Here is a 23,513-nt window from a genome sequence, read left to right on the forward strand (position 1 = left end):
CAGCGGATTCGCTCCTCCGCGTTACATGTCGTCCTTAAGTTCCTCACAGGTTGCGAAACGAGGAATTCATGGACATCACGGTCGCGGTCCGGGCCCGCGGGATCACCAAGTGTTTCGGCGATGTCGTCGCCCTCGACGGTGTCGATCTGGATGTCGCGCAGGGCCAGATCCACGGCCTGGTCGGCCCGAACGGTGCCGGGAAGACAACCCTGCTGGGCCTGTTGCTGGGGCTGGCGGTCGCCGATGAAGGCACGCTCGAAATCCTGGGTATGCCGGTCGGCCGGGCGCTCGCGGCTCCCGAGGGCGTCGGCGGTTTCGTGGACGGACCTGGTCTGTACCCCTCGCTCACCGCCCGGCAGAACCTCGCCGCGCTGGCCGCGCTTCGCGGTCAGGCCGCGGACCTCGACGACGTGCTCCACCAGGTGGGCCTGACCGACGTCGCCGACGACCGGGTCCGCGGTTTCTCCCTCGGCATGCGGCAGCGGCTCGGGCTCGCCGCGGCCCTGCTGACGACGCCCCGGCTGCTGGTGCTCGACGAGCCGTCCAACGGTCTGGACCCGGCCGGCAAGAAGCACGTGTACGGGGTCCTCAAGCGCCTCGCGGCGGACGGGACCACCGTGATCGTCTCCAGCCACCGGATGGACGACGTCGAGTCGCTGTGCAGCGAGGTCACCATCCTCGCCACCGGGCGGATCGCCTTCTCCGGGCCGCTGAGCAAACTGTCCGCCGAGAACCGCGAACTCGACTACCGGATCCGCACCTCCGACCCGGAGGCCGCCCGCACACTGGCACTCGACGCGCCCAGGGTGCGCGTCGTCGACGACCCGGGTATGCGGCAGGACAACGAAATCCTGGTCGTACGCACGCTAGTGCCCGCCCTCGACGAACTGGTGGCCCGGCTGGTGCGCGCCGGCATCGCGGTGCGCGAACTGGCGCCCGTGGTGTCGCCCCTCGAGGCCGCGTTCCTCGCCCTCACCGAGCAAGAGGAGGTCAGCCGATGACCGCGACCGTCGCCGATGCCCCGGTCACCGCGGCCCGCCCGGTCTCGGTGGGCCGCGGCTACCGCTTCGAACTGGTCAAGCTGCTCGCCCAGTGGCGCGTCCGGCTGCTGATCCTCGCCTGCTGGATCGCGCCGGCGATCTTCGTCGCGCTGGTGAGCCAGCAGAGTTCTCTGCCCACCGACACGACTTTCGGCCGCTGGATGAACGCCACCGGCTGGGCCGGTGCGCTGGTGCTGCTCGGTTTCGCCGGTAGCTACGCGTTGCCGTTGCTCACCTCGCTGGTCGCCGGGGACGTGTTCGCGTCCGAGGACCGGCTCGGCACCTGGCGCCACCTGCTGGTCGCGGTCCGGTCCTACCGGCGGATCTTCGCGGCGAAAGCGCTTGCCAGCCTCACCGTCATCCTGCTGCTCGTCGCCGGGCTCGCCGTTTCCGGCATCGTCGGTGGGCTCGCGGCTGTCGGCGACCAGCCACTGCCAGGCCTGGACGGGCATCTGCTGGGCTCGGGGGACGCAGCGGGGAAGGTCCTGCTCGCCTGGCTCTGCGTGCTCGCGCCGACGCTGTCGCTCGCCGGGATCGGGCTCCTCGGGTCCGTCGCGTTCGGCCGGTCGCCGATGGGCCTGCTGCTGCCGGTCGTGGTCGCGTTCGTACTGGAACTGGCCCAGATGCTGCCGCTGCCCGTCGCGGTGCGGCTCGCGTTGCCGAGCTACGCGTTCATCGCCTGGATCGGCCTGTTCACCAGCCCGGTGCAGGTCGGACCGCTGCTGATCAGCGTCACGGTCAGCCTGGCGTGGGCCGTGCTCGCGACCGTGCTGGCGTACGTGCTGTTCCTTCGCCGCGACTTCACCAATCTCAGCTACGACGGTTCGGGGCGGCGCGCGCTCACTCTCGGCGCCCTGCCGCTGGCCGGGCTGCTGGCCGTCACGATCGGGATCGTCGCCGTGTCGACCCCGGCCATGGGCCCGGGAATCGACCAGGACAAGGTGCAGGGCTCGCTCGCCACGGCGTTCGGGCATCTCTACCGCCTGCAGACCCGGCAACTCAACCGGCCCGACGTCACCGAGGAGCAACTGGGCTCCACGGCGGCGTGCACCAAGGGCGATGGCCTGGTCGCGCCGGAAGGCGCGGGCAACGACTGGCGGTGCGTCGTCTCGTGGCATGTGCCCGGCGTCGCGACCACCGGCCAGGCCATCTACCAGCTCGATGTCACCTCGGACGGGCGGTACGTCGCCGACGGCGACGGACCGAAGGAAGTGAACGGCTACTTCCAGGTGCGGACTCCCGCTGGAGACCAACCCAACCCCCTTTGGCAGTTCGACGGCAACGTCGATCTGCTTCCCACCACGAAGGGATAGTTCGATGCAGGTAACACGCCGCAGACGGCGTGCCGGGAAGGGCCGGTTCGTCCTTCTCAGCACACGTAGTGGCCGCAAAGTACGCCTGGCGACAGCCGGTACCGCCACGCTCGCGCTCGTCGCGACGGGCACGGGCATCGGTTTCGCCTCGACGCAGCAGTTCGGCACCGACCACGTCGGCCAGCAGACCGACAAGGGCGAGGTCGTTTCCAGCGACCAGTACCTCGACCCGATCGGTGACCGCCTGGTCGTCAACAACGGCAAGATCATGGCGTCGTCGGTCAGCCCGGACGGCAGCCACCTCGCGGCGCTCACCACCGACGGCGGGATCGCGCTCACCATCGTCGACCTGAAGAACTGGAAGGTGCAGCAGCTCGTCGGCAACTCGGCGACCGCGAACCTCAAGATCACCGGGAACGACGTGGGCCAGGAAGGCCCGACGTACTCCCCCGACGGCAAGTCGCTGTGGATGGCGCAGACCGACGGGTACACCCGGTTCTCGGTGCTCCCCGACGGCACCGTGGCCAACCCGACGTCTATCAAGATCCCCGCGGACGGGCCGAAGCACGCGCTGGTGGCACAGGCGGTGTTCACGCCGGACGGGTCCACTGTGTACTCCGCGGTCAACGGCCAGAACCGGGTCGTCGCGATCGACGCCGCGACCGGCGCCATCAAGCAGAGCTGGGCCGTCGGCAACGCCCCGCGCGACCTGGTCCGCGTCGGCAACCGGCTCTACGTCAGCAACGAGGGCGGCCGCCCGGCAGGGCCCGGTGACTCGACGCTGAACTCCTACAACACCCAGGTGCCCGCGAGCCCGGTCACCGGTGCCACCACGACCGGCACGGTCAGCGTCATCGACCTGGCGAACCCGGCCGCCGCGGTGCGGAGCATCGACGTCGGGCTGCACCCGACCGCCGTGTACGCCAAGAACGGCACGGTGTTCGTCGCCAACACCAACAGCAACGACGTGTCCGTCATCGACACGGCCCACGACAAGGTGGTCCAGACCATCGCGACCCAGCCGTGGCCGGAGGCCTCGGTCGGGTACGAGCCCGACGGCATCACCCTCACCGACGACGGGCACCTGCTGGTGACGCTGGGCCGCGCCAACGCGGTCGCCGTCTACCGCTACACCAGGCCGCAGGAGCCGGTCAGCTACGTCGGCCTGCTGCCCACGGACTACTTCCCGACGGCGATCAGCACCGTCGGCAAGGACATCGTGGTGTCCAACACCCGCGGGATCGACGCGCTGCGCCCGACGACGGCGGCCGGGCACGGCACGCACGACACGACGGCCAGCGTGCAGCGGTTCCAGCTGCCGGACGATCGCGCCATCCGCGGCTACACCGCCAAGGTCTTCCAGCAGAACGGGTGGACCCCCAACTCGGTCCAGCTGGCGCAGGACAACCGGAACAGGCCGCAGCCGGTGCCGGTCCCGCAGCGCCTCGGTGACCCGTCGACGATCAAGCACGTGTTCCTGATCGTCAAGGAGAACCGGACCTACGACCAGGTCTTCGGTGACGACTCGCGCGGCAACGGCGACCCGGCGGTGAACCAGTTCGGCGAGAACGTGACGCCGAACCAGCACGCGCTGGAGCAGCAGTTCGGGTTGTACGACAACACTTACGACATCGGCACGAACTCCGCCGAGGGGCACAACTGGCTGATGCAGGCCGACGACCCGGAGTACACCGAATCCTCGGCCGGCGAGTACCTGCGCAGCTACGACACCGAGGACGACGCGCTCGGCCACCAGAAGTCCGGCTTCATCTGGACCGGCGCCCAGGCGGCCGGCAAGTCGGTGCGCGACTTCGGTGAGTTCCAGCAGTTCCTGACCAAACCGGCCGACGCGACCTGGCAGAACCTGTACTGCGACACCAAGAACATGGCGGCGACCGGTCAGAACACCGCGTACCCGCTGGTGTCGTCCTCGCCGATCCCGTCGCTCAACAACGTGTCGGTGCCGGGCTTCCCGAAGTTCGACACCAGCGTCCCGGACATCTACCGGGAGCAGATCTGGAAGCAGGACTTCGAGAAGAACGGCCCCGCCAACCTCAACATGTTCTGGCTGTCCAGTGACCACACCGGCGGCCCGCCGAACCCGGCCGCCCAGGTCGCCGACAACGACCTCGCGACCGGCCAGATCGTCGACACCATCTCGCACAGCCCGTACTGGAAGGACTCCGCGATCTTCGTGGTCGAGGACGACTCCCAGGCTGGTCTGGACCACGTCGACGGGCACCGGGCGCCGATCCAGATCATCAGCCCCTATGCGAAGCACGGTGTGGTGGACAGCCACTACTACTCGCAGATCACGATGATCCGGACCATCGAGCAGATCCTCGGCATCCAGCCGATGAACCAGAAGGACAGCGCGGCCACGCCGATGGCCGCGGCGTTCACGCAGAGGCCCGACTTCACGCCGTACACCGCGGTGCCGAACCGGACTTCGCTGACCCTGGGCCTGACGCAGCAGCCCTCCTGCGGCCCGGATGTCGTGGCGCCGCAGTTCGCCGCAACGGCGCCGTCGACCACGGTGCCGCCGGACAAGCAGCAACTGGCGGATCAGTGGCAGGCTTGGAAGAGCCACCAGCGCCTGACCGGTCCGGACGCCGTGCCGGACTACGCCAATCCCGAGCAGATGAACCACCTCACGTGGTACGAGACGCACGGGTGGACGCAGCCCTATCCGGGTGAGGACAAGGTCGTCGCACCGGACCAGGTGCCCGGCGCGTACATCCCGTCCTCGGACCACGACGGCTGACAGCCTGACTGGGAAAGGGCCTCTGACCGGTGCCGGTCAGAGGCCCTTTTCAGCGGGTGGGATCGTGTGCCGCCGGGCGCGCACCACGCCGAGGCGAGATAGCCCCCGGAGACCGGCGTGGCTCGAAAACCTTGCCCCCCAACGGATCCTGCCGTCGGCGAGCCATGCCACCAGCCACGGCCGCGCGCACGATCACCCCGCCGCCATTCCTCATCCAGCTACTGCGTGCCTACCTCGACACCCACAACCACCCGCACATGTTCGTCACCGCCGAACACCAACTGCTACGCCGGTCCACCTTCGCCGGCTTCGGCGTGCATGATGGCCGCGTGAGTTTCGATCTTGTAGTGCTGGCGGCGGAGGATGCCGACGATGCCGCGATCCGCGAGATGGTCGATCGGTGTAGCGAACCGAACCACACCGAAGGCGAGTTGGACGAGCGGGTTGCCGGATTCTACGAGCGGCTCCGCGGCCGATTCCCCGACGACGGCGAGGTCGGCGCCGACTCGCCATGGATGTCGACGCCACTGTCGGTCGGGATCGACCACGTGTTCATGAGCATGAGCTGGTCGGAGCGCGGCTCGCCGGCGATCGAGGCGGTCGTCGCACTCGCCGGCGAGTTCGGTCTCGTGGTGTTCGATCCGCAATCCGGGCACGTAGTGCGACCGTGATCCGCGGAGCAGGGTCAGCGACTCGCCGGTTCCGCGCGCCGTGGCCAAGTCGCCTCAGGTCGCGCCGCCCAGCGCTTCGCGGCTCTTGATGGTGTCAGGGTGTTCCTCACCGAGCACGCGCGTCCGGGCGCCGAGCACGGCTCGGTGGGCGGCCATCGCGGCAGCGGAATCGCCGAGTCGGTGCCGCAGTTTGGCCGTCTCGAAGCGGATGTCCAGTGTCCGCGGGTGTTCCTCGCCATACCGTTTCACAAACTGAGGAAGCAGCTCGGTCCGCTGGTGCAGAGCGTCCTCGTGCCGCCCCCGTTCGGTCGCCGCCGCGGCCAATGTGGAGCGGAATGTCAGCGTCGCTTCCACGCCCGATTCCGCGGCTGCGTAGGCGGGCGCGATCGCGACAAGCTCGCGCTCAGCCTCGTCGAGGCGACCGGCCCTGATGAGGGTGTCGGCGAGCGCGACACGCAGATACGCGACGTGCTTGGGCCTGATCCCCACTACGCGAGCGCTGCAGTCGATCACCTGCTGCCGCAGGGTCACCGCTTCATCAACAGATCCAGCGACAGCCAGCGCTTCAGCGAGGACGAAGCGAGCGAGAAGGGTATGCGGGCTCGCGTCTCCCCACCGTTCGTGGCATTCCAACGCGATCGAGCGCAACTCGCCAACAGATTCGGTGTACTCGCCGCGATGCAGCCTCACGTGCGCTAGCTCGCGCCGAGTCTGGAGCAAGCCCACCCGAAACGGCGGGCTCGCCTGGTCGTACGCGGCGACCATGTCACAGAGCAGTCGTTCCGCGCCTGCCCAATCGCCTCGCTCGAAACGAGTGAGGTACAGCCCTGTTCCCGCGGCGAGCGCCACGCCTTGATCCGAACCGGTCGGCTTGCGCTGCTCGCGGAGCAGTGCTTGGTACGCATCCTCAGCCTCGTCGAAATGGCCCGACTGGTACCCGGCCGGCGTCCAAAGCAGACAGATAAATGGCCTGGAACCGGCAAAGTGAGACAATTCCGCCGTTTTCGGCCCGGGCGCGGCTCTTGTCCACAATAGATAAAGCGGGACGGACCCGAGGGCCCGTCCCGCTCAGTTCGCCGGAATCACCAAGCCGACAGCAGCGGCTTGTGCACATCCCCGCGCGGGAACCATTCCTTCGTCGGTTCCCGCAGCAGCGTCGAGATCGGCGTGCCGATCCGATCGGCGACCGCGCGCAGAGCCGTGCCGTCGAGGTGGAACGTCTCGAGTGCGTTCCCGCCCAGCATCTTGCGCGCGTCCTCCACCGGAACGCGAGCCGCGCCCAGGGTGGCCTGCATGTACTCCGTCGTGCCCGGGCCCGCACCCCACGTGCCTTCGTGGTGCGGGTAGTCCGAGCCGATCAGGATCTTGTGCACGCCGATGTCCGCGCGCGCCTCGGCCTCCGCCTTGGAGAACAGCGAAGAGCCCATGTGCACCTGGCGCTCGTAGTACACCGACGGCTTCTCCTTGACGACCTTCCGGACGTCGCGGCGCAGATAGCTCTGGCCCCACGAGTAGTCCCAGCCGCGCACGGCGCCGATGACCCAGCCCGAACCCTGCTCGGTCAGCACGAGGTGCAGGCCCGGGTGCCGCTCGAGGACCCCGCCCCACACCGCGTGGCCCAGGATCTGCTGCGTGAAGAAGAACGCCTGCGCGGTCATCAGCGGCGCGGCGCACGCGGGGTCCGGCACCGCTTGCAGCATCGCGGCGGGCAGATGGTCGCTGATCGACGAGATCGCGGTGTGCGTCGACACCGGCAGTTCGGTCTCCTCCAGCGCGCTCCACACCGGATCGAAGTCGCGATGGAACAGCGGGCGCGCCTCGCTGAAGGCCGGCAGGACGATGCCCTTCAGGCCGTTTTCCTTGGCCCAGTGGATTTCCTTGATCGTCTCCTCGACATCCGCGAAGGACACCACGGCCAGGCCGTGCAGCCGCTCCGGGGCGGTGCCGCAGAAGTCGACGAGCCACCGGTTGTAGGCCCGGTTCGCGGCCTCGACCTGTGCGGGCGTGCGCTGGTAGCCGAGAATGGCGGCGACCAGGGGCGGGTGCAGCTCCCACGGCAGACCGAAGTCGGGGAAGATGATCTCCGCGGAGATGCCCTCGTGGTCGAGTTCCTTGAGCCGGCGCTCCGGATCGTGCTGGCCGGCGAGCCGGCCGGTCTCGATGACCGTGTCGATCCATTCCTGGACCAACTCCGGATCGATGCGGTTGGCGAGGCTCTTGGGGTTGACCGTGGTCATGCCTTCGCGGTCGAACACATCGCAGAACGCCTCGAACTCCGCGCGCATCGCGGGATCGATGTAGGGGATGTACTCCCGCATCTGCGCCGTCGCGTGGCCGTCCGACGAGACGAGGAGCGCCCGCTCGCCACTGAGCTGCGTCATCGGTACCTCCAGGGGAGAAGAGCAGGTGTGTTCACGTTAGGTCGTGCACGGACTCTAGTCAACATCAGAGTTGACGGCCGGTCCAGACGGCCACGTTCTCCTTCTGCCCCTTGGGGAACTGGATGGGGCACTTGATGACGCCCTGCACCTGGGCGTTCGACCACTGCGCCCGCGCGCCCGGCTGCGGGGTGAACTCCGGGATGCGGCGGAGCCATTCCTCCAGCAGCACACGGAGTTCGACGCGCGCGACGTGGATGCCGAGGCACTTGTGGATGTAGTGGCCGAAGGCGAGGTGCTTGGTGCTGTTGGCCCGGTCCAGCCGGAACTCGGTGGCATTGGGGAAGGTGCGCTCGTCGCGGCCCGCCGCGCCCAGCAGCAGGAGCATCTGCTCGCCCGCCTTGATCGGGCAGCCGGCGACCTCGGTGTCCTGGGCGACCTTGCGGGTCCCGATCACCGGCGAGTACAGGCGCAGGAACTCCTCGACCGCGGCACCGGCCTGGTCGCGGTCGGCGGCGAGCCCGGCGAGCAGCCCGGGATCGTTGGCCAGGCGCCAGAACATCGAGCCGATGACCTTCTGGCTGGTGTCGATGCTGGCCAGCAGCAGGAACAGCGCGAACCCGAGCAGCTGCTCCTGGGTCAGCTTCTCGCCCTCGATCTCGGCGCGGCAGATGATCGAGATGAGGTCGTCGCCGTCGGAACCGGCGCGCTCGGCGAACAGGCCACCGAAGTAGGTGTAGATCTGCGTGACCGCTTCGATGGCGGCTTCGGGGCGGCTGGTGGTCTCGTGCACCAGGGCGTGGATCCACTGCTGCAACCGCTGGCCGTCCTCCAGCGGGACGCCGAGGAACACCGTCGCGAGCAGCGCCGGCAGTGGCACGGCCATCGACTCGAAGGCGTCGCACTCGCCGTCCTCGATGAACTCGTCAATGAGGTCGTTGACGATCTTCCGCAGCGGCTCTTCGTAGGACTGGGCGCGCTTCGGCGAGAAGGGCTCGGCCACGAGTGCCCGGTACCGCTGGTGGTCCGGCGGGTCGATCTCGACCGGGATCATCTTGTTGGGCTGCGGGAACGACGGGAAGCTCGCCGGGTAGGAGGAGAACACGGCCGGGTCGCGCATGATCTTGACCTGCTCTTCGTAGCCGGTCACGACCCACATGCCGCCGTGCGCGTCGCTGTGCCCGACCGGACACTTGTCGAGCATATCGGCCCAGTGCTCGAAAACGGTGTCGTAGGACTCGTTCAAAGCGTGGTGGTCGTAGTTCTTGTACTCCGCGGTCATTGCGGTGCCTCGATTCGTGAAGCGTGGACCCAGTCAAGTTCAGAGCGAATCAATCCGTGCGGTTTCGGTCACGAGTAGCGACTACTCCCCGCACCACCGGTGTCCACACAGGACACCGGTGGTGACTACTCAGCCGCCGCCCGGCAGCGTGCGCACGCCGTTTTCCGCCGTGGCGCCGAACTGCCGCACATCGCCGGAAACCCGTTGCCTCGGCAGCAGGGTGTCCGTGCGGCCGCGCCGGGGGACGAGCCCCAGGATGGCCGCGACGCACGCGACCGCGATCACCGTGGCGGCCGCGCCCGAGAGCCACAGCTGTGCCGTGCTCGGGTTGTCGCCCTTGAGCGCGGTGATCATCGGCCAGCTGGACCCGACCAGGTAACCGCCGATCAGGACCGGCCCGAACCCGATCAGCGGCCACACCCGCCAGCCGGTGATGCCCCGGCTGATCCGGGACGCGCCGACCGCGATCGTCAGGCAGATCGCGACGTTGGCCGCCGAGATCCAGATCGGGAAGGACGCGATCTGCCACGGCTGGTCACCGTAGTAGGCGTACAGGCCGATCCCGACCAGCACGATCTCGGTCACGATGAAGACGACGTAGATCGCCAGGCCGTACAACGCCAGCGTCAACCGGGAAGCGCCGCGCTCGATCAGGTACCAGCCGAGAATGCCCAGCCCGCCGTAGAACGGGATGTACGAGCCGGCCGCCCACGCGGGCACCTGCCTGCCCCAGCTGGTGATCAGCTCGTGCGCTCCCGGTGCGTAGTACCAGAAATTGGCCGTGGTGTTGAACAACAGCTCGACACCGCTGCCGAAGCCGGTCGCGATGACGATGACCAGGCCGAGCCAGGTGCCCCAGCGCTGCCGCACCCGCACGCCGACGTAGAGCATCAGGACGACGGCGACCGCGACGGCGATCTCCAAGACGAGCTGGCTGGTCTGGTTGGCGGGCCGGTTCGCGATATCCGGCCCGGGAAGCGGGATGCCGGGCATGACCGTCTCCTCAGGCCAGGACACCGCGGAGCACCTCGCCGGCCGCGGTGGCCCGGAAGGCCTCGTTGACGTCGTCGAGCTTGAACTCGCGCGAAACCATGTTGCGCAGGTCCAGCTGACCGGACTCGACGAGCGAGACGTACTTCGGGAAGTCGCGGCTCGGGATGGACGAGCCACCGAAGCTGCTCACGACGCTCTTCCCGCTGTAGATGAAGGAAAGCCCGTGCAGCGAGATGTTCTCGGTCGGCTTCATGACGCCGACGACGACCGCGGTGCCGGCCGAGCGCACCGAGTCAACGGTCGCGCTGACAGTCGCGGGCGAGCCGACCACCTCGAAGCCGTAGTCGGCGCCACGGCCGTCGGTGAGCTCCTTGACGACCTCCGCCACCTCGGCGTCGCCCGGGTCGACGACATCGGTCGCGCCCAGCCGCAGCGCGGCCTTCCGCTTGAGGTCGACCGGGTCGACCGCGATGATCCGCTCGGCGCCCGCGATCCGGGCCCCCTGGATGACCGACTGGCCCACGCCACCCGCACCGAACACGACGACCGACGAGCCGGGTTGCACTTTGGCGGTGTTGAGCACCGCGCCGACGCCGGTGGTGATCGCGCAGCCGATCAGCGCCAGCTGGGTGTCGGGCAGATCCGACTCGACCGGCACCACGAGCCGCTCGTCGACCGTCATCGTCTCGGCCATCGTGCCGAGGCCGCCGAGGCAGGGCAGGTGCGTGCCGTCGCCGCGCAGCGCGTGGGGCTTGGCGTGGAACTGCATGGTCTCGGCGCAGACGAACGCCATTCCGTTGCGACAATGCCAGCACTCGCCACAGGAGACGATGAACGAGCTGATCACCCGCTGGCCGGCCTTGACGGTGCTGACGTCCTCGCCGACGGCCTCGACGATGCCCGCGCCCTCGTGGCCGAGTACCGCCGGGGGCGGGAAGGGCAGGGTACCGTCCACGAGGGACAGGTCGGAGTGACACACCCCGGACGCGGTGATGCGGACGAGGATGTCACGGGGACCCAGCGGCAGCGGCTCGACCTCCTCGACCGAGATGGGCTCGTTCACTCCGACGAACAGGGCTGCTTTCATCTGCTGTCTCCCTCCACGGGCTTCATTGATCGCTCTGGCGGATTCCACCCGTCACGTGGCGTGGGGCACAGGAGTACCGACTACTTCGCTTGCGCGGCCGGCGGCACGGGGTAGACCTTGGGATTTGGTGTGACGGCGCCCACGTCCTATGATCCGAGGGTTGTCAGCACCGACGTTGACGCAAGGGAGCCGAGGCACCGTGAGTCGCGGATCGACGACCATCAGCGCTGAATGGCCGTTTGTGGGACGCAGCAGTGAACTCGACCGGATCCGGGAACTCATCGGTGACCCCGACTGCCGCGGCGCGGTGATCGCCGGGCCGCCCGGGGTCGGCAAGACCCGCCTGGCCGTCGAATGCCTGAACCTCGCCGCCGGCGAGGACTACGAGGTCGCCAGAGCGACGGCCACCGGGGCGCAGTCGCAGATCCCGCTGGCCGCGCTGTCGCACCTGCTCTCCTCCACCAGACTGAAGAGCAATCTCGGCGCCGCGCCCGACCAGCCCGAAGCCCTGCTGCGGGCCCGCCGTGCCATCGCGTCGCTCGCGGCCGGCGGGCGGCTCGTGCTGATGATCGACGACGCGCACCTGCTCGACGAGACGAGCGCGACGGTGATCTACCAGCTCATCGCCGCGAACGAGGCGTTCGTGCTGCTCACCGTCCGTGCCGAGGAACCGTCGCCGGAGGTGCTGGTCACCGCCTGGAAGGACGACCAGATCACGCGCATCGAGCTGGCCGGGCTCGCCACCGAGGCGGTCGGCGAGCTGCTCGGCGAGGTGCTCGGGCACGTCGATCCCGACGCGGTCGAGGTCTTCGCCGACCACGCCGAGCAGAACGCGCTGGTGCTGCGCGAACTTGTCCTCGGCGCGGTCCGCGACGGTGCCCTGACCTGCGCCGAAGGCATGTGGCGGCTGCGCGGCGAGCTGACCCCGTCGGCCCGGCTGATCGAGCTGATCGAGACCCGGCTGCGCACCCTCGACGACGACGACCGCGCGCTGGCCGAGGTGATCGCGGTCGGCGAACCGTTGACGCTGACCGAACTCGCCGCGCTCGGCGATCTGCGCCGCGCGGAAAAGCTGGAGCGGCAAGGAATCGTGGGCTGCGAACGGGTCGGTGCCGTCGTCATCGCGCGGCTCGCGCACCCGGTGTACGCGGAGGTGCTGCGCGCCCGGCTGCCGATGCTGCGGGTGCAGGCGATCGCGGACCAGCTCGCCGACAGCATCGGGGCCCCGACCGAACCCGCGGCGATGCTGCGGCTGGGCCGGTTGCTGCTGCTGAGCGGGCGCCGGGATCCGGAACGGCTGCTGGCGGCGGCGCGCACGGCGCGCTGGAGCTACGCGATCGGGCTCGCCGAGGAGCTCGTCAACGCCTCGCTGCAGTTCGAGCGATGTTTCGAGGCCGAACTGTTCGCGGCGGGTCTCGCGGGGCTGCGCGGCCGGTGGCAGGAGGCGGACGACCAGCTCGCCCGGCTGATGGCCGAGGCGTCCGACGACGGGCAGCGCGCCCGGGTCACCATTGCCGCGATGGACAACTGCCTGTACGCGGGACTTCCGGAGAAGCAGCTGGCGCTGGCCGAGGCCGGGCGCACCGAGGTGGCCGATCCGGTGTGGCGCGACGAGATCCTCGCCCGCAGCTCCCCCGTGCTGGTCATGTCGCGCGGCCCGGAGGCGACCTGGTCCGCGGTCGAGGACCTGCTCTACCGCGCGTCCGGCGCGACCTTCGTCTGGGCGTCGCTGACCGGCGCCCACGCCCAAGGCCGCCGCGGCGGGACCCAGCGGGCGCTCGAACTGACCTACCGCGGGCACACGGCGCAGCTCGCGCTGGCCGAGCCGATCGCCTGGTACCCGTGGTTCCACCACTACAACCGCTGCGAAATCCTGCTGATGACCGGCCGCTGCGCCGAGGCCGAGGCGCTCGCGCAAGACGAGCACCGGCGGGCCGTGCGGGTGCACTCCGCGGAGGCTCAGGCGTCGTTCGCGTCGCAGCTCGCGCTGATCCTGACGGCGCAGGGCCGGGTGCGCACGGCGGCGAAGTACGCGCGCGAGTCGATCGCGATCTTCGCCGACCTCGGGCGGCCGATGTTCCACCGGCAGAGCGCGCAGCGGCTCGCGATGGCACTGGCCCTGGGCGGTGAGGTCGCCGAGGCCGAAGAGGTGCTGGAGCAGTGCGCGGACGAGTCCGATCCGGCGTACCTCTACAACGCCTCCGACGTGCTGCACACGCACGCGTGGGTCGCCGCCGCGGGCGGGCGGCTGGCGAAGGCCCGCGCCTGGCTCGACGAGATGCTGGCGCTGACCGAAAACATCGGTGACCGGGTGGGACAGTCGGTCGCGCTGCATTCGCTGGTCCGCCTGATGGACGGGCAGCGCACCGACGAGCTGCTCGCCCGTTTCGAGGCGCTCGGCGAGCATCTGGACGGCGAGTTCTACGCGGCCCGGCTGCTGCACGTCCAGGGCCTGCACTCCGGTGACCCGGCGACACTGGAGAAGGCCGCGCACGAGTTCGCGTCGGCGGGGGCGTTCGCGCTGGCGGTCGAGGCCGCGGCGGACGCGGCGACCCGGTGGGAGAAGCACGGCGAACCGCGCCGCCGCACCGCGGTCAGTCACCTGGCGCGCAACTATCTGGCGCAGTGCGAGGGAATCACGCCGACGCTGCGGTCGATCTCCAGCCGGTCGGCGCTGACGGCGGCCGAGCGGGCGACCGCGGAACTGGCGGCACGCGGGTATTCGAACCGGGCGATCGCCGACGAGCTGGTGTTGTCCGTGCGCAGCATCGAAAACCGGCTGCAGCGCGCGTACGAGAAGCTCGCCATCAACAGGCGTGAGGAACTGGCCGAGGCGCTCAAGTTCGAGCCGACCTGATCAACGGACTCGTTGATCGACGGCCTGATCGAGTCAACTTCGGCCAGCTCGTCGAGGTCTTCGCGGGATAGAAGGCGAGGTGCGGGACGCCGGCGACCACGTGCTGGTGCTGGACGGGCGGCTCGCTGACCACGCCGCTGCGCCACGCCGACCTCATCCGGCCGTACCTGGAGCGGCTCGCGGAACGGTTCGGCTGCCGGTGCCTCGCGGGCGCGCACACCGGGGACGACGTCGTCATCGTTTCCGGTGCCGGGCGGTCCCAGGACGACACGGACACCGCGACGCTCGCCGGCCGGTGGGTGCCGTGCCTGCCGCCGAGCGGATCGGCGGTGTGACACCCGACCGGGCGAGTGCCGTCCCGACCGGCTGAGACCGGCGTGCCCCTCCGCACCGTTACCGTCCGGGCGCTACGCTTCGGTGTTAGCCTGTGATCGTCTGTCGATTCGTGCCGTTCCGGCCATTCGACCGGGACACGAAAACGTGCGAATCAACGGAGGGGTTGTATGGCCAAGAGCGGGATCGATGCCCGCCGCAAGGCGGCGTTGGAGGAGGGCAGCGCCGGCTACCTGGCACGCCGCGCCGAGATCATCAGCGTCGCGGCCGATGTGTTCCGCAAGCACGGATTCGAGTCGGCGACGCTGCTCGACGTGGCCAACGCGCTGGGCACCGACCGCGCCTCGCTGTACTACTACGTGGGCAGCAAGGAAGAGCTGCTGCAGGAGATCGTCCGGCACGCGCTGAAGAACGTCGGCGACGTCGCGGAGCGGATCAAGCGCGGCCGCAAGAGCACGCCGGACAAGATCCGGGCACTCATCGACTCGATGGTCGGCAACTACGTCGAGAACTACCCGCACATGAGCATCTACACCGAGGATCTCGGCCGGATCTCCCGCCAGGACAGCGAGTGGGCGGTCGACGTGATCGACCAGACCCGCCGGTACGAGAAGGTGGTGCGCTCGATCATCGCGAAGGGACAGCGCGACGGCACGCTGCGCACCGACGTGCCGCTGGACCTCGCGGTGCTGTCACTGTTCGGGATGATCAACTGGATGCACCGGTGGTACCGCCCCGAGCTCAAGTACGACGCCGACGAGCTTTCGGCGACGTTCGCGCGGGTCTTCCTGGAGGGCAACGCCACGCGGTAGTCGTTTTTCCTTCCCGCCCGTGGTCAACGTACGCGTTGGCCGCGGGCGTTTTCGTGTGCGCGCCGGCCGAATGTGACGCGATCGGACCGTGTTCGCCTTGCACCGGCCCGTGGCGGCGGGCTAATCTCGGAATCAACATGGACGTTGACGAGGCGAGGAAGAGGACGATGTCTACCGAGCTGGCTACCACGGACTTCACCGCATCCGGCACCCTCGCCGGCGTCGACACGCTCGACCGGGCGGTCGCGGCGCTCGCGGAGGGCCGGATGGTGGTGGTCGTCGACGACGACCAGCGGGAGAACGAATGCGATCTCGTGGTCGGGGCGGAGGACATCACCGTCGAGCAGATGGCGTTCATGGTGCGGCACGGCACGGGCATCGTGTGCGTGCCGATGGAGGGCGAGCGGCTCGACCAGCTGCGCCTGCCGCCGATGTCGCCGACGAACACCGAGGCGCATCACACCGCGTTCAGCGTTTCCGTTGACCACGCCGGCACCAGCACGGGCGTGTCGGCGGCGGACCGGGTGGCGACGGTGCGCGCGCTGGCCGACCCCGCGACCGGGCCGTCCGATCTGCGGCGGCCAGGGCACATCTTCCCGCTGCGCTACTGCGAAGGCGGCACGGTGCGCCGCGCGGGCCACACCGAGGCGGCCGTCGACCTGTTAAAGATGGCGGGCAAGTCCCCGGTCGGCGTCATCTGCGAGCTGGTGAACGACGACGGGACGATGTGCCGCCCGGGGGATCTCGCCCAGTTCGCCCGCGAGCACGACCTGCCCGTGGTGACGGTGGCGGACCTGGTGCGCTACCGGCGCGCGACGGAGCGGCTGGTGGTCGAGACCGGGACGGCGCTGCTGCCGACCACGTACGGGATCTGCCGGGCCACGGCGTTCCGTTCGCTGCTGGACGACGAAGAGCACGTGGCGCTGGTGTTCGGCGACGTCACCGCGACCGGCCCGGACGACCCGGGCGTGCTGGTCCGGGTGCACAGCGAATGCCTGACGGGGGACGCGTTCGGCTCGCTGAAGTGCGACTGCGGTACGCAGCTCGACCAGGCGATGGAGATGATCGCCGCGGAGGGGCGCGGGATCGTGGTGTACCTGCGCGGGCACGAGGGTCGCGGGATCGGGCTGGGGCACAAGCTGCGGGCGTACGCGCTGCAGGAGCGGGGCCGGGACACGGTCGACGCGAACCGGGATCTGGGGCTGCCGGTGGACAAGCGGCAGTACGGCGTGGGCGCGACGATCGTCGCCGCGCTGGGCGCCCGCAGGATCCGCCTGATCACCAACAACCCGGCGAAGTACGGCGGTTTGCAGGGCTTCGACCTGGAGATCGCGGGGCGGGTGGACATCCCGCCGGTGGTGACTTCGGAGAACCTGTCGTACCTGCGCACGAAGCGCGACCGCATGGGCCACGACATCCGCCTGACGGGAAGCTGACCTCGCGGGGGTCCGGGTGCGGCCGGGTGGGGTGGCGATGTGCTGCCTCGCCTGGCCGCGCTTCTTTGGGCCGAGAAAACGGCCACGAGGCCAAGAAAGTGCATGTGGGGATGGCCGCGGTCGGTGGCCGAGCGCATCGCGCTCCCCTGCCGAGCGCGGAGAAGCGCCGAGCGCCGGAGGAACGGCGCCCGCGGACCAGCCGCAGCCGGCGGCAAACCCGCCCCCTCACCGCCGAGCATGATCGAGGCCGGCCCCGGTTTCCGGGCGGGCCAACGGCGGCGAGGGCACCGAACTTGCCCGCTTCGCGCCGCATCCGGACGCGACCCCGTGGAATCCGAACCACCGCCGTGGCCCGGCATCGGCCCGCCCGGCATGACCGGGCCGGCCGGGCGAAAGGCATGGCCAACCGCGGCCCCGGAACGGCGTGGTCGCGTGCCGGGTGCGGCCGGGGTGATCGGACGCGGCCAAGGGCCCGAGGCACCGCCACCAACTGCCAACGGCGCGAGGCGCCCCCCGACTGCCAGGGCGTTCCACCTCGTGGTCGGGGCAGGAGCCCGAGCGGATGCCGAAATGGGTGTTCCATTCCGCGGGGTAGCCGGAGGTGATGGCGCTCGCCGGATCGACGACATCCAGATATCGCAACGGATTCACGCCCGGCCGCCCACGCAGGAGATCCAGGGCCGCGACGACGTCCGGCCTGCGGCACACCGAGAAGCGCGTGTTCGCCGGTGTAGCGCAAGCCGGTGGGTGGCCGCCTACTTCGTGTAGTTGCCGCAGTCGACGGTCAGGGTCAGGCCGGTCGTCCGCTTCGACTCGTCGGACGCGAGGAACAGCACCGCGTTCGCCACGTCCTCCGGCAGCACGTCCGGGCTCGGCAGCAGGTGCATGCCCTGGAACCGCGGCGCGACCTGTTCCCACGTCGGGTTCTCCAGGTCCGGCGCGAACAGGTGGTAGGTCGTCTCGTTGTGGATCAGGTCGGTGCGCACGTTGGACGGGTTCACCGTGTTGACCCGGATGGAGAACTCGCCGAGCTCGACCGCGGCCGTGCGCATGAGCCCGACGACGCCGTGCTTCGCCGCGACGTACGGGCTGCAGTGCGCGTACGCCTTCAGCCCGGCGACCGAGCTGGTCAGGATGATCGACCCGCCCTTGCCGCCCGCCTTGAGATGCGGCACGGCCGCGCGGACCGTGTGCCAGACGCCGGTCAGGTTGATGTCGAGGATCGTGTTCCAGGCCTCGAGCGGGATCTCCTCGACCAGTCCGTAGGACCACATACCGGCGTTGCCGACGACGATGTCCAGCCCGCCGAGCGCCGCTACGCCTTCGTCCAGGCCGGCCTTGAGCGCGGCGAAGTCGCGCACGTCGCCCTGGAAGGTGTGCACGCGGCCGCCCGCCTTTTCGACCAGCCGCGCGGTCTCGGCGAGGTCCTCCGGCGTCGCGGGCTTCGCGACGGAGGTGTCGATCGGACCGCAGATGTCCATGGCGATGATGTCCGCGCCCTCTTCGGCCAGCCGCACGGCGTGCGCGCGGCCCTGGCCCCGGGCCGCCCCGGTGATGAACGCGATCTTGCCCGCTACCCGTCCCACTTCGGTTTCTCCTTACGCGTTGGTCGTGGCCGGCGTGGAAATCGCCTTGGCCTGCAAGAACTCCAGGAACCCTTCGACGCCGCGTTCGCGGCCGATCCCGCTCGCGCCGTACCCACCGAACGGGGTGTCGGGCGCGACCCAGAACGACGGCCCGATCGCGACGCCGCCCGAACGCAGCGCGTTCGCGATCTCGCGGGCGCGCCCGGCGTCGGTGCTCTGCACGAACCCGCCGAGGCCGTACCGGGTCGCGTTGGCGATGCGCACGGCCTCCTCGTCGCGGCCGTCGTAGCGCAGCACGGTCAGCACCGGGCCGAACACCTCGGTCTGTGCGATCTCCGCGGTTTCGTCCACATCGGTCACGACGGTGGGCCGGTACCAGTGGCCCTTCTCGAAATCCGGATGGCCGCTGGTGCCACCGGTCGCGATCGTCGCGCCGGCCTCGCGGGCCCGGTCGACAAGTCCGGCCATCCGCTCGACCTGGCCGCGGCGGATGATCGGGCCGACCAGGGTCTGCTCGGCGCGCGGGTCACCCCACGGCATCGCCTCGGCAACCGCGACGACCCGTTGGAGCACCTCGTCGTAGAGGTTGCCGGGCACCAGGATCCGCGTGGGCAGCAGGCAGCCCTGGCCGCTGTTGTACATGCACATGCCGACGCTGTACGGGATCGCGGTGTCGAGGTCGGCGTCGTCGAGGATGATGTTGGCCGACTTGCCGCCCAGTTCCAGCACCACCTTGCGGAAGCCGACCGCGGCGCGGCTCGCGATGCGCTGGCCGACCGCGGTGGATCCGGTGAAGTGGAACATGTTCACGCGCGGGTCGCCGGTGAGCGCGTCGCCGCCGACGGCGTTGTCGTTCGAGGTGATCAGGTTGAACACGCCCGGCGGGATGTCGGTCTCCGCGATGACCTCGGCCAGCAGCACCGCGGACAGCGGGGTGTCCGGCGCGGGTTTGAGCACCACCGTGTTGCCCGCGGCGAGCGCGGGCGCGGTCTTGCCGACGTTCATCCCGGTCGGCGCGTTCCACGGGGTGATCGCGCCGACCACGCCGCGCGGCTCCTGCCGCACCACCCGCGAGCTGCTCATGCCGAGCATTTCGGCGGCGGGCAGGGTCACCTCCCAGCCGAACCGGTCCATCAGCCCGGCCGTCCAGGCGACCTCCTCGATGACCGAGTCGATGAGGTTCGCCTGGTTCGCCGGGATGCCCGCCTCGCGGGTCGCCATGCCGGCGAGCTCGGCCTTGACCTTGCCGAGGCCCTCTTCCAGCTGCCGCAGGCAGTGCTTGCGGAAGTCGACGTCGGTCGGCCAGGTCGTGGTGTCGAACGCGGTCCGCGCCGCGCCCACCGCGTCCGCCACGTCCCGCCCGGTCGCGTCCGCCGCCGTGCCGACGAGCGATTCGTCGAACGGGTTCCGCACCTCGAACGTGGCCCCGTTCGCGGCTTCCCGCCAGGCACCGTCGATGTAGAGGCGTCCGGTTTTGTTGGTGTCGCTCATTTCCCGCCTTCCCCGGGCCTCAGCCCGCGACCTTCCACAGCTTCTTGAACTGGCCCGCGAAATCGGCCGGCAGGTCGTAGGAGTCCCTCGGCGTGCCGATGTTGTCCTTGGTCAGCAGCGTGACCGGTGCGGCGTGGTCGCCCGCGGGGACCGGCAGGCCCATGACCTTGCGGACGGCGATGTCGACGTCCTGCCAGCCGCCCATCTCCAGCTGGCTGTTCATCGTCGCGAGCTGGGTGCCGGCGAGCACGTTCTGCTGGTCGCGCGAGATCCCGGTGCCGCTGATGAGCTTGAACTTGCCGTCGAGGCCCGCGCCCTTGAGCGCCTGCGGCAGCTGCGCGGTGAACGAGCCGTTGACGGCGACGATGTACTTGACGCCCGGGGTCCGCTTGGCCGCGGAGACGACCGCCGGCACGAGCTGGCCGCCGAGCAGCTGCGGCAGTGTCACGTTGACGTCGGTGACCTTGCACGACGGGCAGGACTTGGCGATCACGTCGTGGTAGGCCTGCGCGGTCGGGTTGAACACCGGGTAGTCCGGGACGCTCACCAGCAGCGAGTTGGCTGCCTGGCCGCCCGAATCCGCGAGCTGTGCGTTGGCCGCGACCCGGCCGACCTCCTGCGCGTGGTCGTCGTAGCCGTGCCCGGCCTCGATCCCGGCACCGCTCGGTGCCGGGATGACGTAGCTGTCCGTGATGTAGGAGCCGGCGGCGGCGTACTCGGCCTGCACGCTCGACCACACCGCCTGCGGGACGCCCGAGAAGTAGACCCCGACAGGCTTGTACTGCAGCGCCGTGCGCAGCGCCGCGACGAGGGTCGCCGGGTCGGATGCCTTGAAGTTCAGCGTCTTGAGGTCCCAGCCGATGGCCTGGGTGGCGGCCCGCATCCCTTCGCCCTCGTGGTGGCACTCCTGCTGCTCACACTGCAGGAAGACCAGGGTCTTGCCGGCCGGCGGCCGCGACGGCAGCGGTTCGGTCACCGGGATGCTGGTGGGGAAGGTCGACGCCTTGGCGACGACGTCCTTCGCCGCCGAGACCTGCGCCGCATCGACGACAGCGCCACCACCGGAATCCGTGGTGGTGGCCGACGAGGCACACGCGGCGGGTACCAGCAGCGCGGCGACGAGCGCGCCACGGACGAGCTTCTTGAGGACCACGTTGTCTCCTTGTTCCCGGTGGAATTCCCCCCGAGCCGGAACCCGCCGTCCGCCGATTCCGTTTTCAACGTCAACGTCGACGTTGTCCCGGCAACGGTAAGTCCAGGCCGAAAGGGCTGTCAAGGTGGAAATCAAGTGCCATCATCGCCAACGTTGACAGCCGGAGAGAACCATTCCCATACTGGAGAAAACACCGACGTTGACCCACTAGGGAGTGCCGACGATGCCCGCTCCGTCCCCGCTACTCGACCGCGTTCTGGACGCCGACAGCCATGAGATGGCACCGCTGCATTTCTGGGGGCGGACCTTCGGCCCGGCGGCCGGCGAGATCGCCGAGCAGGTCACCGGCTCGATGAAACTCCAGAAGGGCAACGACTTCTACGCACCCGAACTGGCCGGCGACGTCACCGAGATCAACCACGACTCGGTGTGGAACCTCAAGGGCACCAGCGCACCCGGCGCGTTCGACTTCCAGCGCCGGCTTCAGGTGATGGACGAAATGGGCGTCGCGCGGCAGCTGGTGTTCCCGAGCTTCGCCATCTTCGCGAGCATGCTCAAGATCGGCGACGAGTTCAAGGTGCACAACTTCCTCGGCATGAAGGGCACCATCGACGAGATCCGCGAACTCGGTGACACCGGCCTGAACGAGTACAACGACTGGGCCGCGGCGACCACCAGGGCGAACCCGGACCGCATCCGCTGCGTCGCCTACGTCATGGACAACGGCACCGTGGACGACCTGGTCGCGCGGACGGAATCGTTGATCCGCAAGGGAGTTCGCGCGGTCAACATCCCGCACGGCGTGCCGCCGGCCGGTGTGAGCCCGGCCGACCCGGCGATGGACGAGTTCTGGGGCCTGCTGGAGAAGCACAACGTCCCGCTGGTCACGCACGTCGGCAACGAGGACGGCCTGTTCGCGTCGTCGGTGTGGAAGAAGAACGTGCCGGCGTTCGCGCTGGGCAAGACGCGGAGCATCGAACTCGGCCTCGAGCCGTACTCGTTCGCCACCCTGCACTACACCGCGGGCCATTTCCTGGCCGTGCTGACACTCGGCGGCGTCTTCGAGCGGTTCCCGGGCCTGCGGCTCGGGATGATCGAGCAGGGCTCGTCGTGGCTCGGCCCGGCCGCGGAAAACCTCGACATGTGGGCGCGGGACGTCTACCACAACCGGCTGAAGAACCACATTTCGATGCTGCCGTCGGAGTACATCAACCGGAACGTGCGCGTCACCCCGTTCAACGACTTCGAGCCGGTCGCACAGGACTTCCGGCGCTACCCCAACGTCGCCGACAGCTACTGCTACGCGACCGACTACCCACATGTCGAGGGCGGCAAGGAGTCGAAGCAGAAGATGTACGACCAGATCGCGCCGCTCGGCGCGGAAATCGCCGAGAAGTTCTTCGTCACCAACTCGGAACTGCTGATGCCCAACTGACACCACGGAAAAGGGGCGGGCGATGCGAGATCGCCCGCCCTTTTCCGGGTCGTCAGCCCGCGACGTTCGGCGGGATATTGGGCAGTGGCAACGGGAACCGGGACGTCAGCGAGCCGTCTGCGGTCAGGTTCTGGCCGCTGATGTAGGACGCGTACGGAGACGCGAGGAACACGACCGCGGCCGCGATCTCCTCCGGCCGTCCGGGCCGTCCCGCCGGGACCCGCTCCGCTAGCCCGCCGCCGTCCGGGAAGTTCGCCTGCTGCGCCTCGGTCGCGATCACCCCGCACGACACCACGTTCATCCGGATGTCCTGCGAGCCGTACTCGACCGACACCGACTTCGCGAGGTTCGTCAGCCCCGCCTTCGCCGCCCCGTACGCGGCGCCGTACGGGCTCGCCACATTGCCCGAGATGGACCCGATGCTCACGATCGACCCGCCGGTTCCCTGGTCCAGGAACACCTTCAACGTCTCGCGCGCGAACCGCATCACGTAGGTCAGGTTCAGGTCCATGATCAGGTTCCACTGGTCGTCGGACACCTCGGCCAGCGGGGTCCACGGCGTGAACAGCGAATACCCGCCGACCACCGTGACCAGCGCGTCGATCCCGCCCATCCGGCCGGCCGCGTCGGCCACCAGACGCTCCACATCGGACTGCACCCGAACGTCGCCGACGAGCCCGTGGGCCTTGCCGCCCCGCTCGGTGATGTCGTCGACGGCCTCGGTGACCCGGTCCGGGTTGATGTCGACCAGCGCGACCTGGGCACCCGCCTCCGCGACGCCCCGCCCGATCGCGCGGCCGTTGCCCATGCCGCCGCCACCGACCACGATGACCCGCCGGTCCCGCAGCAACCGCCCTGCCTCCATGGATACTTCCTCCTCCT

The 23,513-nt window shown here is 69.4% G+C and carries 17 protein-coding genes; 8 read left to right on the plus strand and 9 right to left on the minus strand.

The genetic code is table 11. The features are described from left to right. Positions 1-68: 68 nt before the first annotated feature. The 4 genes from LOZ83_RS00380 (at position 69) to LOZ83_RS00395 (ending at position 5,788) form a co-directional block, all read left to right on the plus strand. Positions 69-1,001 (plus strand): ABC transporter ATP-binding protein, encoded by a 933-nt coding sequence (locus tag LOZ83_RS00380; RefSeq protein WP_236787725.1) that lies wholly within the window; start codon positions 69-71, stop codon positions 999-1,001. Then, positions 998-2,353 carry an ABC transporter permease gene (locus LOZ83_RS00385; RefSeq protein WP_236787726.1) on the plus strand — a complete coding sequence of 452 codons (1,356 nt, stop codon included), beginning with the start codon at positions 998-1,000 and terminating at the stop codon, positions 2,351-2,353. Before LOZ83_RS00380 ends, LOZ83_RS00385 begins: the two co-directional genes overlap by 4 nt. A gap of 4 nt (positions 2,354-2,357) precedes the next feature. Continuing rightward, positions 2,358-5,117, plus strand: coding sequence for a bifunctional YncE family protein/alkaline phosphatase family protein (locus LOZ83_RS00390; protein WP_236787727.1), 2,760 nt, complete (start codon positions 2,358-2,360; stop codon positions 5,115-5,117). A gap of 164 nt (positions 5,118-5,281) precedes the next feature. Then, positions 5,282-5,788: a hypothetical protein gene (locus tag LOZ83_RS00395; RefSeq protein ID WP_236787728.1), complete on the plus strand. Its 507-nt coding sequence runs from the start codon at positions 5,282-5,284 to the stop codon at positions 5,786-5,788. A 54-nt stretch (positions 5,789-5,842) separates the two neighbouring features. Here LOZ83_RS00395 and LOZ83_RS00400 read toward each other — a convergent pair whose 3' ends face one another. The 5 genes from LOZ83_RS00400 to LOZ83_RS00420 form a co-directional block, all read right to left on the minus strand. Beyond that, entirely contained in the window at positions 5,843-6,781 is a 939-nt protein-coding gene (locus LOZ83_RS00400) for a tetratricopeptide repeat protein (protein ID WP_236787730.1), read from the minus strand. Positions 6,782-6,870: 89 nt separating this feature from the next. Then, positions 6,871-8,169 carry an amidohydrolase family protein gene (locus tag LOZ83_RS00405; RefSeq protein ID WP_236787732.1) on the minus strand — a complete coding sequence of 433 codons (1,299 nt, stop codon included), beginning with the start codon at positions 8,167-8,169 and terminating at the stop codon, positions 6,871-6,873. Positions 8,170-8,233: 64 nt separating this feature from the next. After that, positions 8,234-9,448, minus strand: coding sequence for a cytochrome P450 (locus LOZ83_RS00410; protein WP_236787734.1), 1,215 nt, complete (start codon positions 9,446-9,448; stop codon positions 8,234-8,236). A 129-nt stretch (positions 9,449-9,577) separates the two neighbouring features. Further along, positions 9,578-10,465, minus strand: coding sequence for a hypothetical protein (locus tag LOZ83_RS00415; RefSeq protein ID WP_236787735.1), 888 nt, complete (start codon positions 10,463-10,465; stop codon positions 9,578-9,580). Then, complete coding sequence (locus tag LOZ83_RS00420; RefSeq protein WP_236787736.1) at positions 10,452-11,528, minus strand: zinc-binding dehydrogenase; 1,077 nt, start codon at positions 11,526-11,528, stop codon at positions 10,452-10,454. Before LOZ83_RS00420 ends, LOZ83_RS00415 begins: the two co-directional genes overlap by 14 nt. 241 nt (positions 11,529-11,769) lie before the next feature. On the opposite strand from LOZ83_RS00420, the gene LOZ83_RS00425 reads away from it, so the two are divergent. From LOZ83_RS00425 to LOZ83_RS00435, 3 genes are all read left to right on the plus strand, one after another. After that, entirely contained in the window at positions 11,770-14,385 is a 2,616-nt protein-coding gene (locus LOZ83_RS00425; protein WP_236787737.1) for an AAA family ATPase, read from the plus strand. A gap of 503 nt (positions 14,386-14,888) precedes the next feature. Next, entirely contained in the window at positions 14,889-15,530 is a 642-nt protein-coding gene (locus tag LOZ83_RS00430) for a TetR/AcrR family transcriptional regulator (protein WP_236787738.1), read from the plus strand. A gap of 167 nt (positions 15,531-15,697) precedes the next feature. Then, positions 15,698-16,966, plus strand: a complete 1,269-nt coding sequence (locus LOZ83_RS00435; protein WP_255822243.1) for a bifunctional 3,4-dihydroxy-2-butanone-4-phosphate synthase/GTP cyclohydrolase II — start codon at positions 15,698-15,700, stop codon at positions 16,964-16,966. A gap of 755 nt (positions 16,967-17,721) precedes the next feature. On the opposite strand, the gene LOZ83_RS00440 is transcribed toward LOZ83_RS00435, so the two are convergent. The 3 genes from LOZ83_RS00440 to LOZ83_RS00450 are packed head-to-tail and all read right to left on the minus strand — an operon-like array spanning position 17,722 to position 21,196. Beyond that, entirely contained in the window at positions 17,722-18,552 is an 831-nt protein-coding gene (locus LOZ83_RS00440; protein WP_236787739.1) for a mycofactocin-coupled SDR family oxidoreductase, read from the minus strand. Between the two features lie 12 nt (positions 18,553-18,564). Then, positions 18,565-20,043: an aldehyde dehydrogenase family protein gene (locus tag LOZ83_RS00445; RefSeq protein ID WP_236787740.1), complete on the minus strand. Its 1,479-nt coding sequence runs from the start codon at positions 20,041-20,043 to the stop codon at positions 18,565-18,567. Positions 20,044-20,062: 19 nt separating this feature from the next. Continuing rightward, the gene (locus tag LOZ83_RS00450) at positions 20,063-21,196 is read right to left on the minus strand and encodes a substrate-binding domain-containing protein (RefSeq protein ID WP_236787743.1); all 1,134 of its coding nucleotides are present in this window, start codon (positions 21,194-21,196) and stop codon (positions 20,063-20,065) included. Positions 21,197-21,419: 223 nt separating this feature from the next. Here LOZ83_RS00450 and LOZ83_RS00455 point away from each other — a divergent pair, with 223 nt between their 5' ends. Beyond that, on the plus strand, positions 21,420-22,631 hold the full coding sequence (locus tag LOZ83_RS00455; protein WP_236787745.1) for an amidohydrolase family protein: 1,212 nt from the start codon (positions 21,420-21,422) through the stop codon (positions 22,629-22,631). Positions 22,632-22,683: 52 nt separating this feature from the next. On the opposite strand, the gene LOZ83_RS00460 is transcribed toward LOZ83_RS00455, so the two are convergent. Further along, complete coding sequence (locus tag LOZ83_RS00460; RefSeq protein WP_236787747.1) at positions 22,684-23,496, minus strand: SDR family NAD(P)-dependent oxidoreductase; 813 nt, start codon at positions 23,494-23,496, stop codon at positions 22,684-22,686. Positions 23,497-23,513: the final 17 nt, after the last annotated feature.

The sequence above is a fragment of the Amycolatopsis sp. GM8 genome (assembly GCF_021653975.1).
Lineage (GTDB): Bacteria > Actinomycetota > Actinomycetes > Mycobacteriales > Pseudonocardiaceae > Amycolatopsis_E.

What these genes read in the sequence shown, in the direction of transcription:
- LOZ83_RS00380 (WP_236787725.1), top strand. Translation starts at nt 69, where the DNA reads ATGGACATCACGGTCGCGGTCCGGGCCCGCGGGATCACCAAGTGTTTC.
- LOZ83_RS00455 (WP_236787745.1), top strand. Translation starts at nt 21,420, where the DNA reads ATGCCCGCTCCGTCCCCGCTACTCGACCGCGTTCTGGACGCCGACAGC.
- LOZ83_RS00395 (WP_236787728.1), top strand. Translation starts at nt 5,282, where the DNA reads ATGCCACCAGCCACGGCCGCGCGCACGATCACCCCGCCGCCATTCCTC.
- LOZ83_RS00445 (WP_236787740.1), bottom strand. Translation starts at nt 20,043, where the DNA reads ATGAGCGACACCAACAAAACCGGACGCCTCTACATCGACGGTGCCTGG.
- LOZ83_RS00435 (WP_255822243.1), top strand. Translation starts at nt 15,698, where the DNA reads ATGTCTACCGAGCTGGCTACCACGGACTTCACCGCATCCGGCACCCTC.
- LOZ83_RS00410 (WP_236787734.1), bottom strand. Translation starts at nt 9,448, where the DNA reads ATGACCGCGGAGTACAAGAACTACGACCACCACGCTTTGAACGAGTCC.
- LOZ83_RS00385 (WP_236787726.1), top strand. Translation starts at nt 998, where the DNA reads ATGACCGCGACCGTCGCCGATGCCCCGGTCACCGCGGCCCGCCCGGTC.
- LOZ83_RS00390 (WP_236787727.1), top strand. Translation starts at nt 2,358, where the DNA reads ATGCAGGTAACACGCCGCAGACGGCGTGCCGGGAAGGGCCGGTTCGTC.
- LOZ83_RS00420 (WP_236787736.1), bottom strand. Translation starts at nt 11,528, where the DNA reads ATGAAAGCAGCCCTGTTCGTCGGAGTGAACGAGCCCATCTCGGTCGAG.
- LOZ83_RS00460 (WP_236787747.1), bottom strand. Translation starts at nt 23,496, where the DNA reads ATGGAGGCAGGGCGGTTGCTGCGGGACCGGCGGGTCATCGTGGTCGGT.
- LOZ83_RS00405 (WP_236787732.1), bottom strand. Translation starts at nt 8,169, where the DNA reads ATGACGCAGCTCAGTGGCGAGCGGGCGCTCCTCGTCTCGTCGGACGGC.
- LOZ83_RS00430 (WP_236787738.1), top strand. Translation starts at nt 14,889, where the DNA reads ATGGCCAAGAGCGGGATCGATGCCCGCCGCAAGGCGGCGTTGGAGGAG.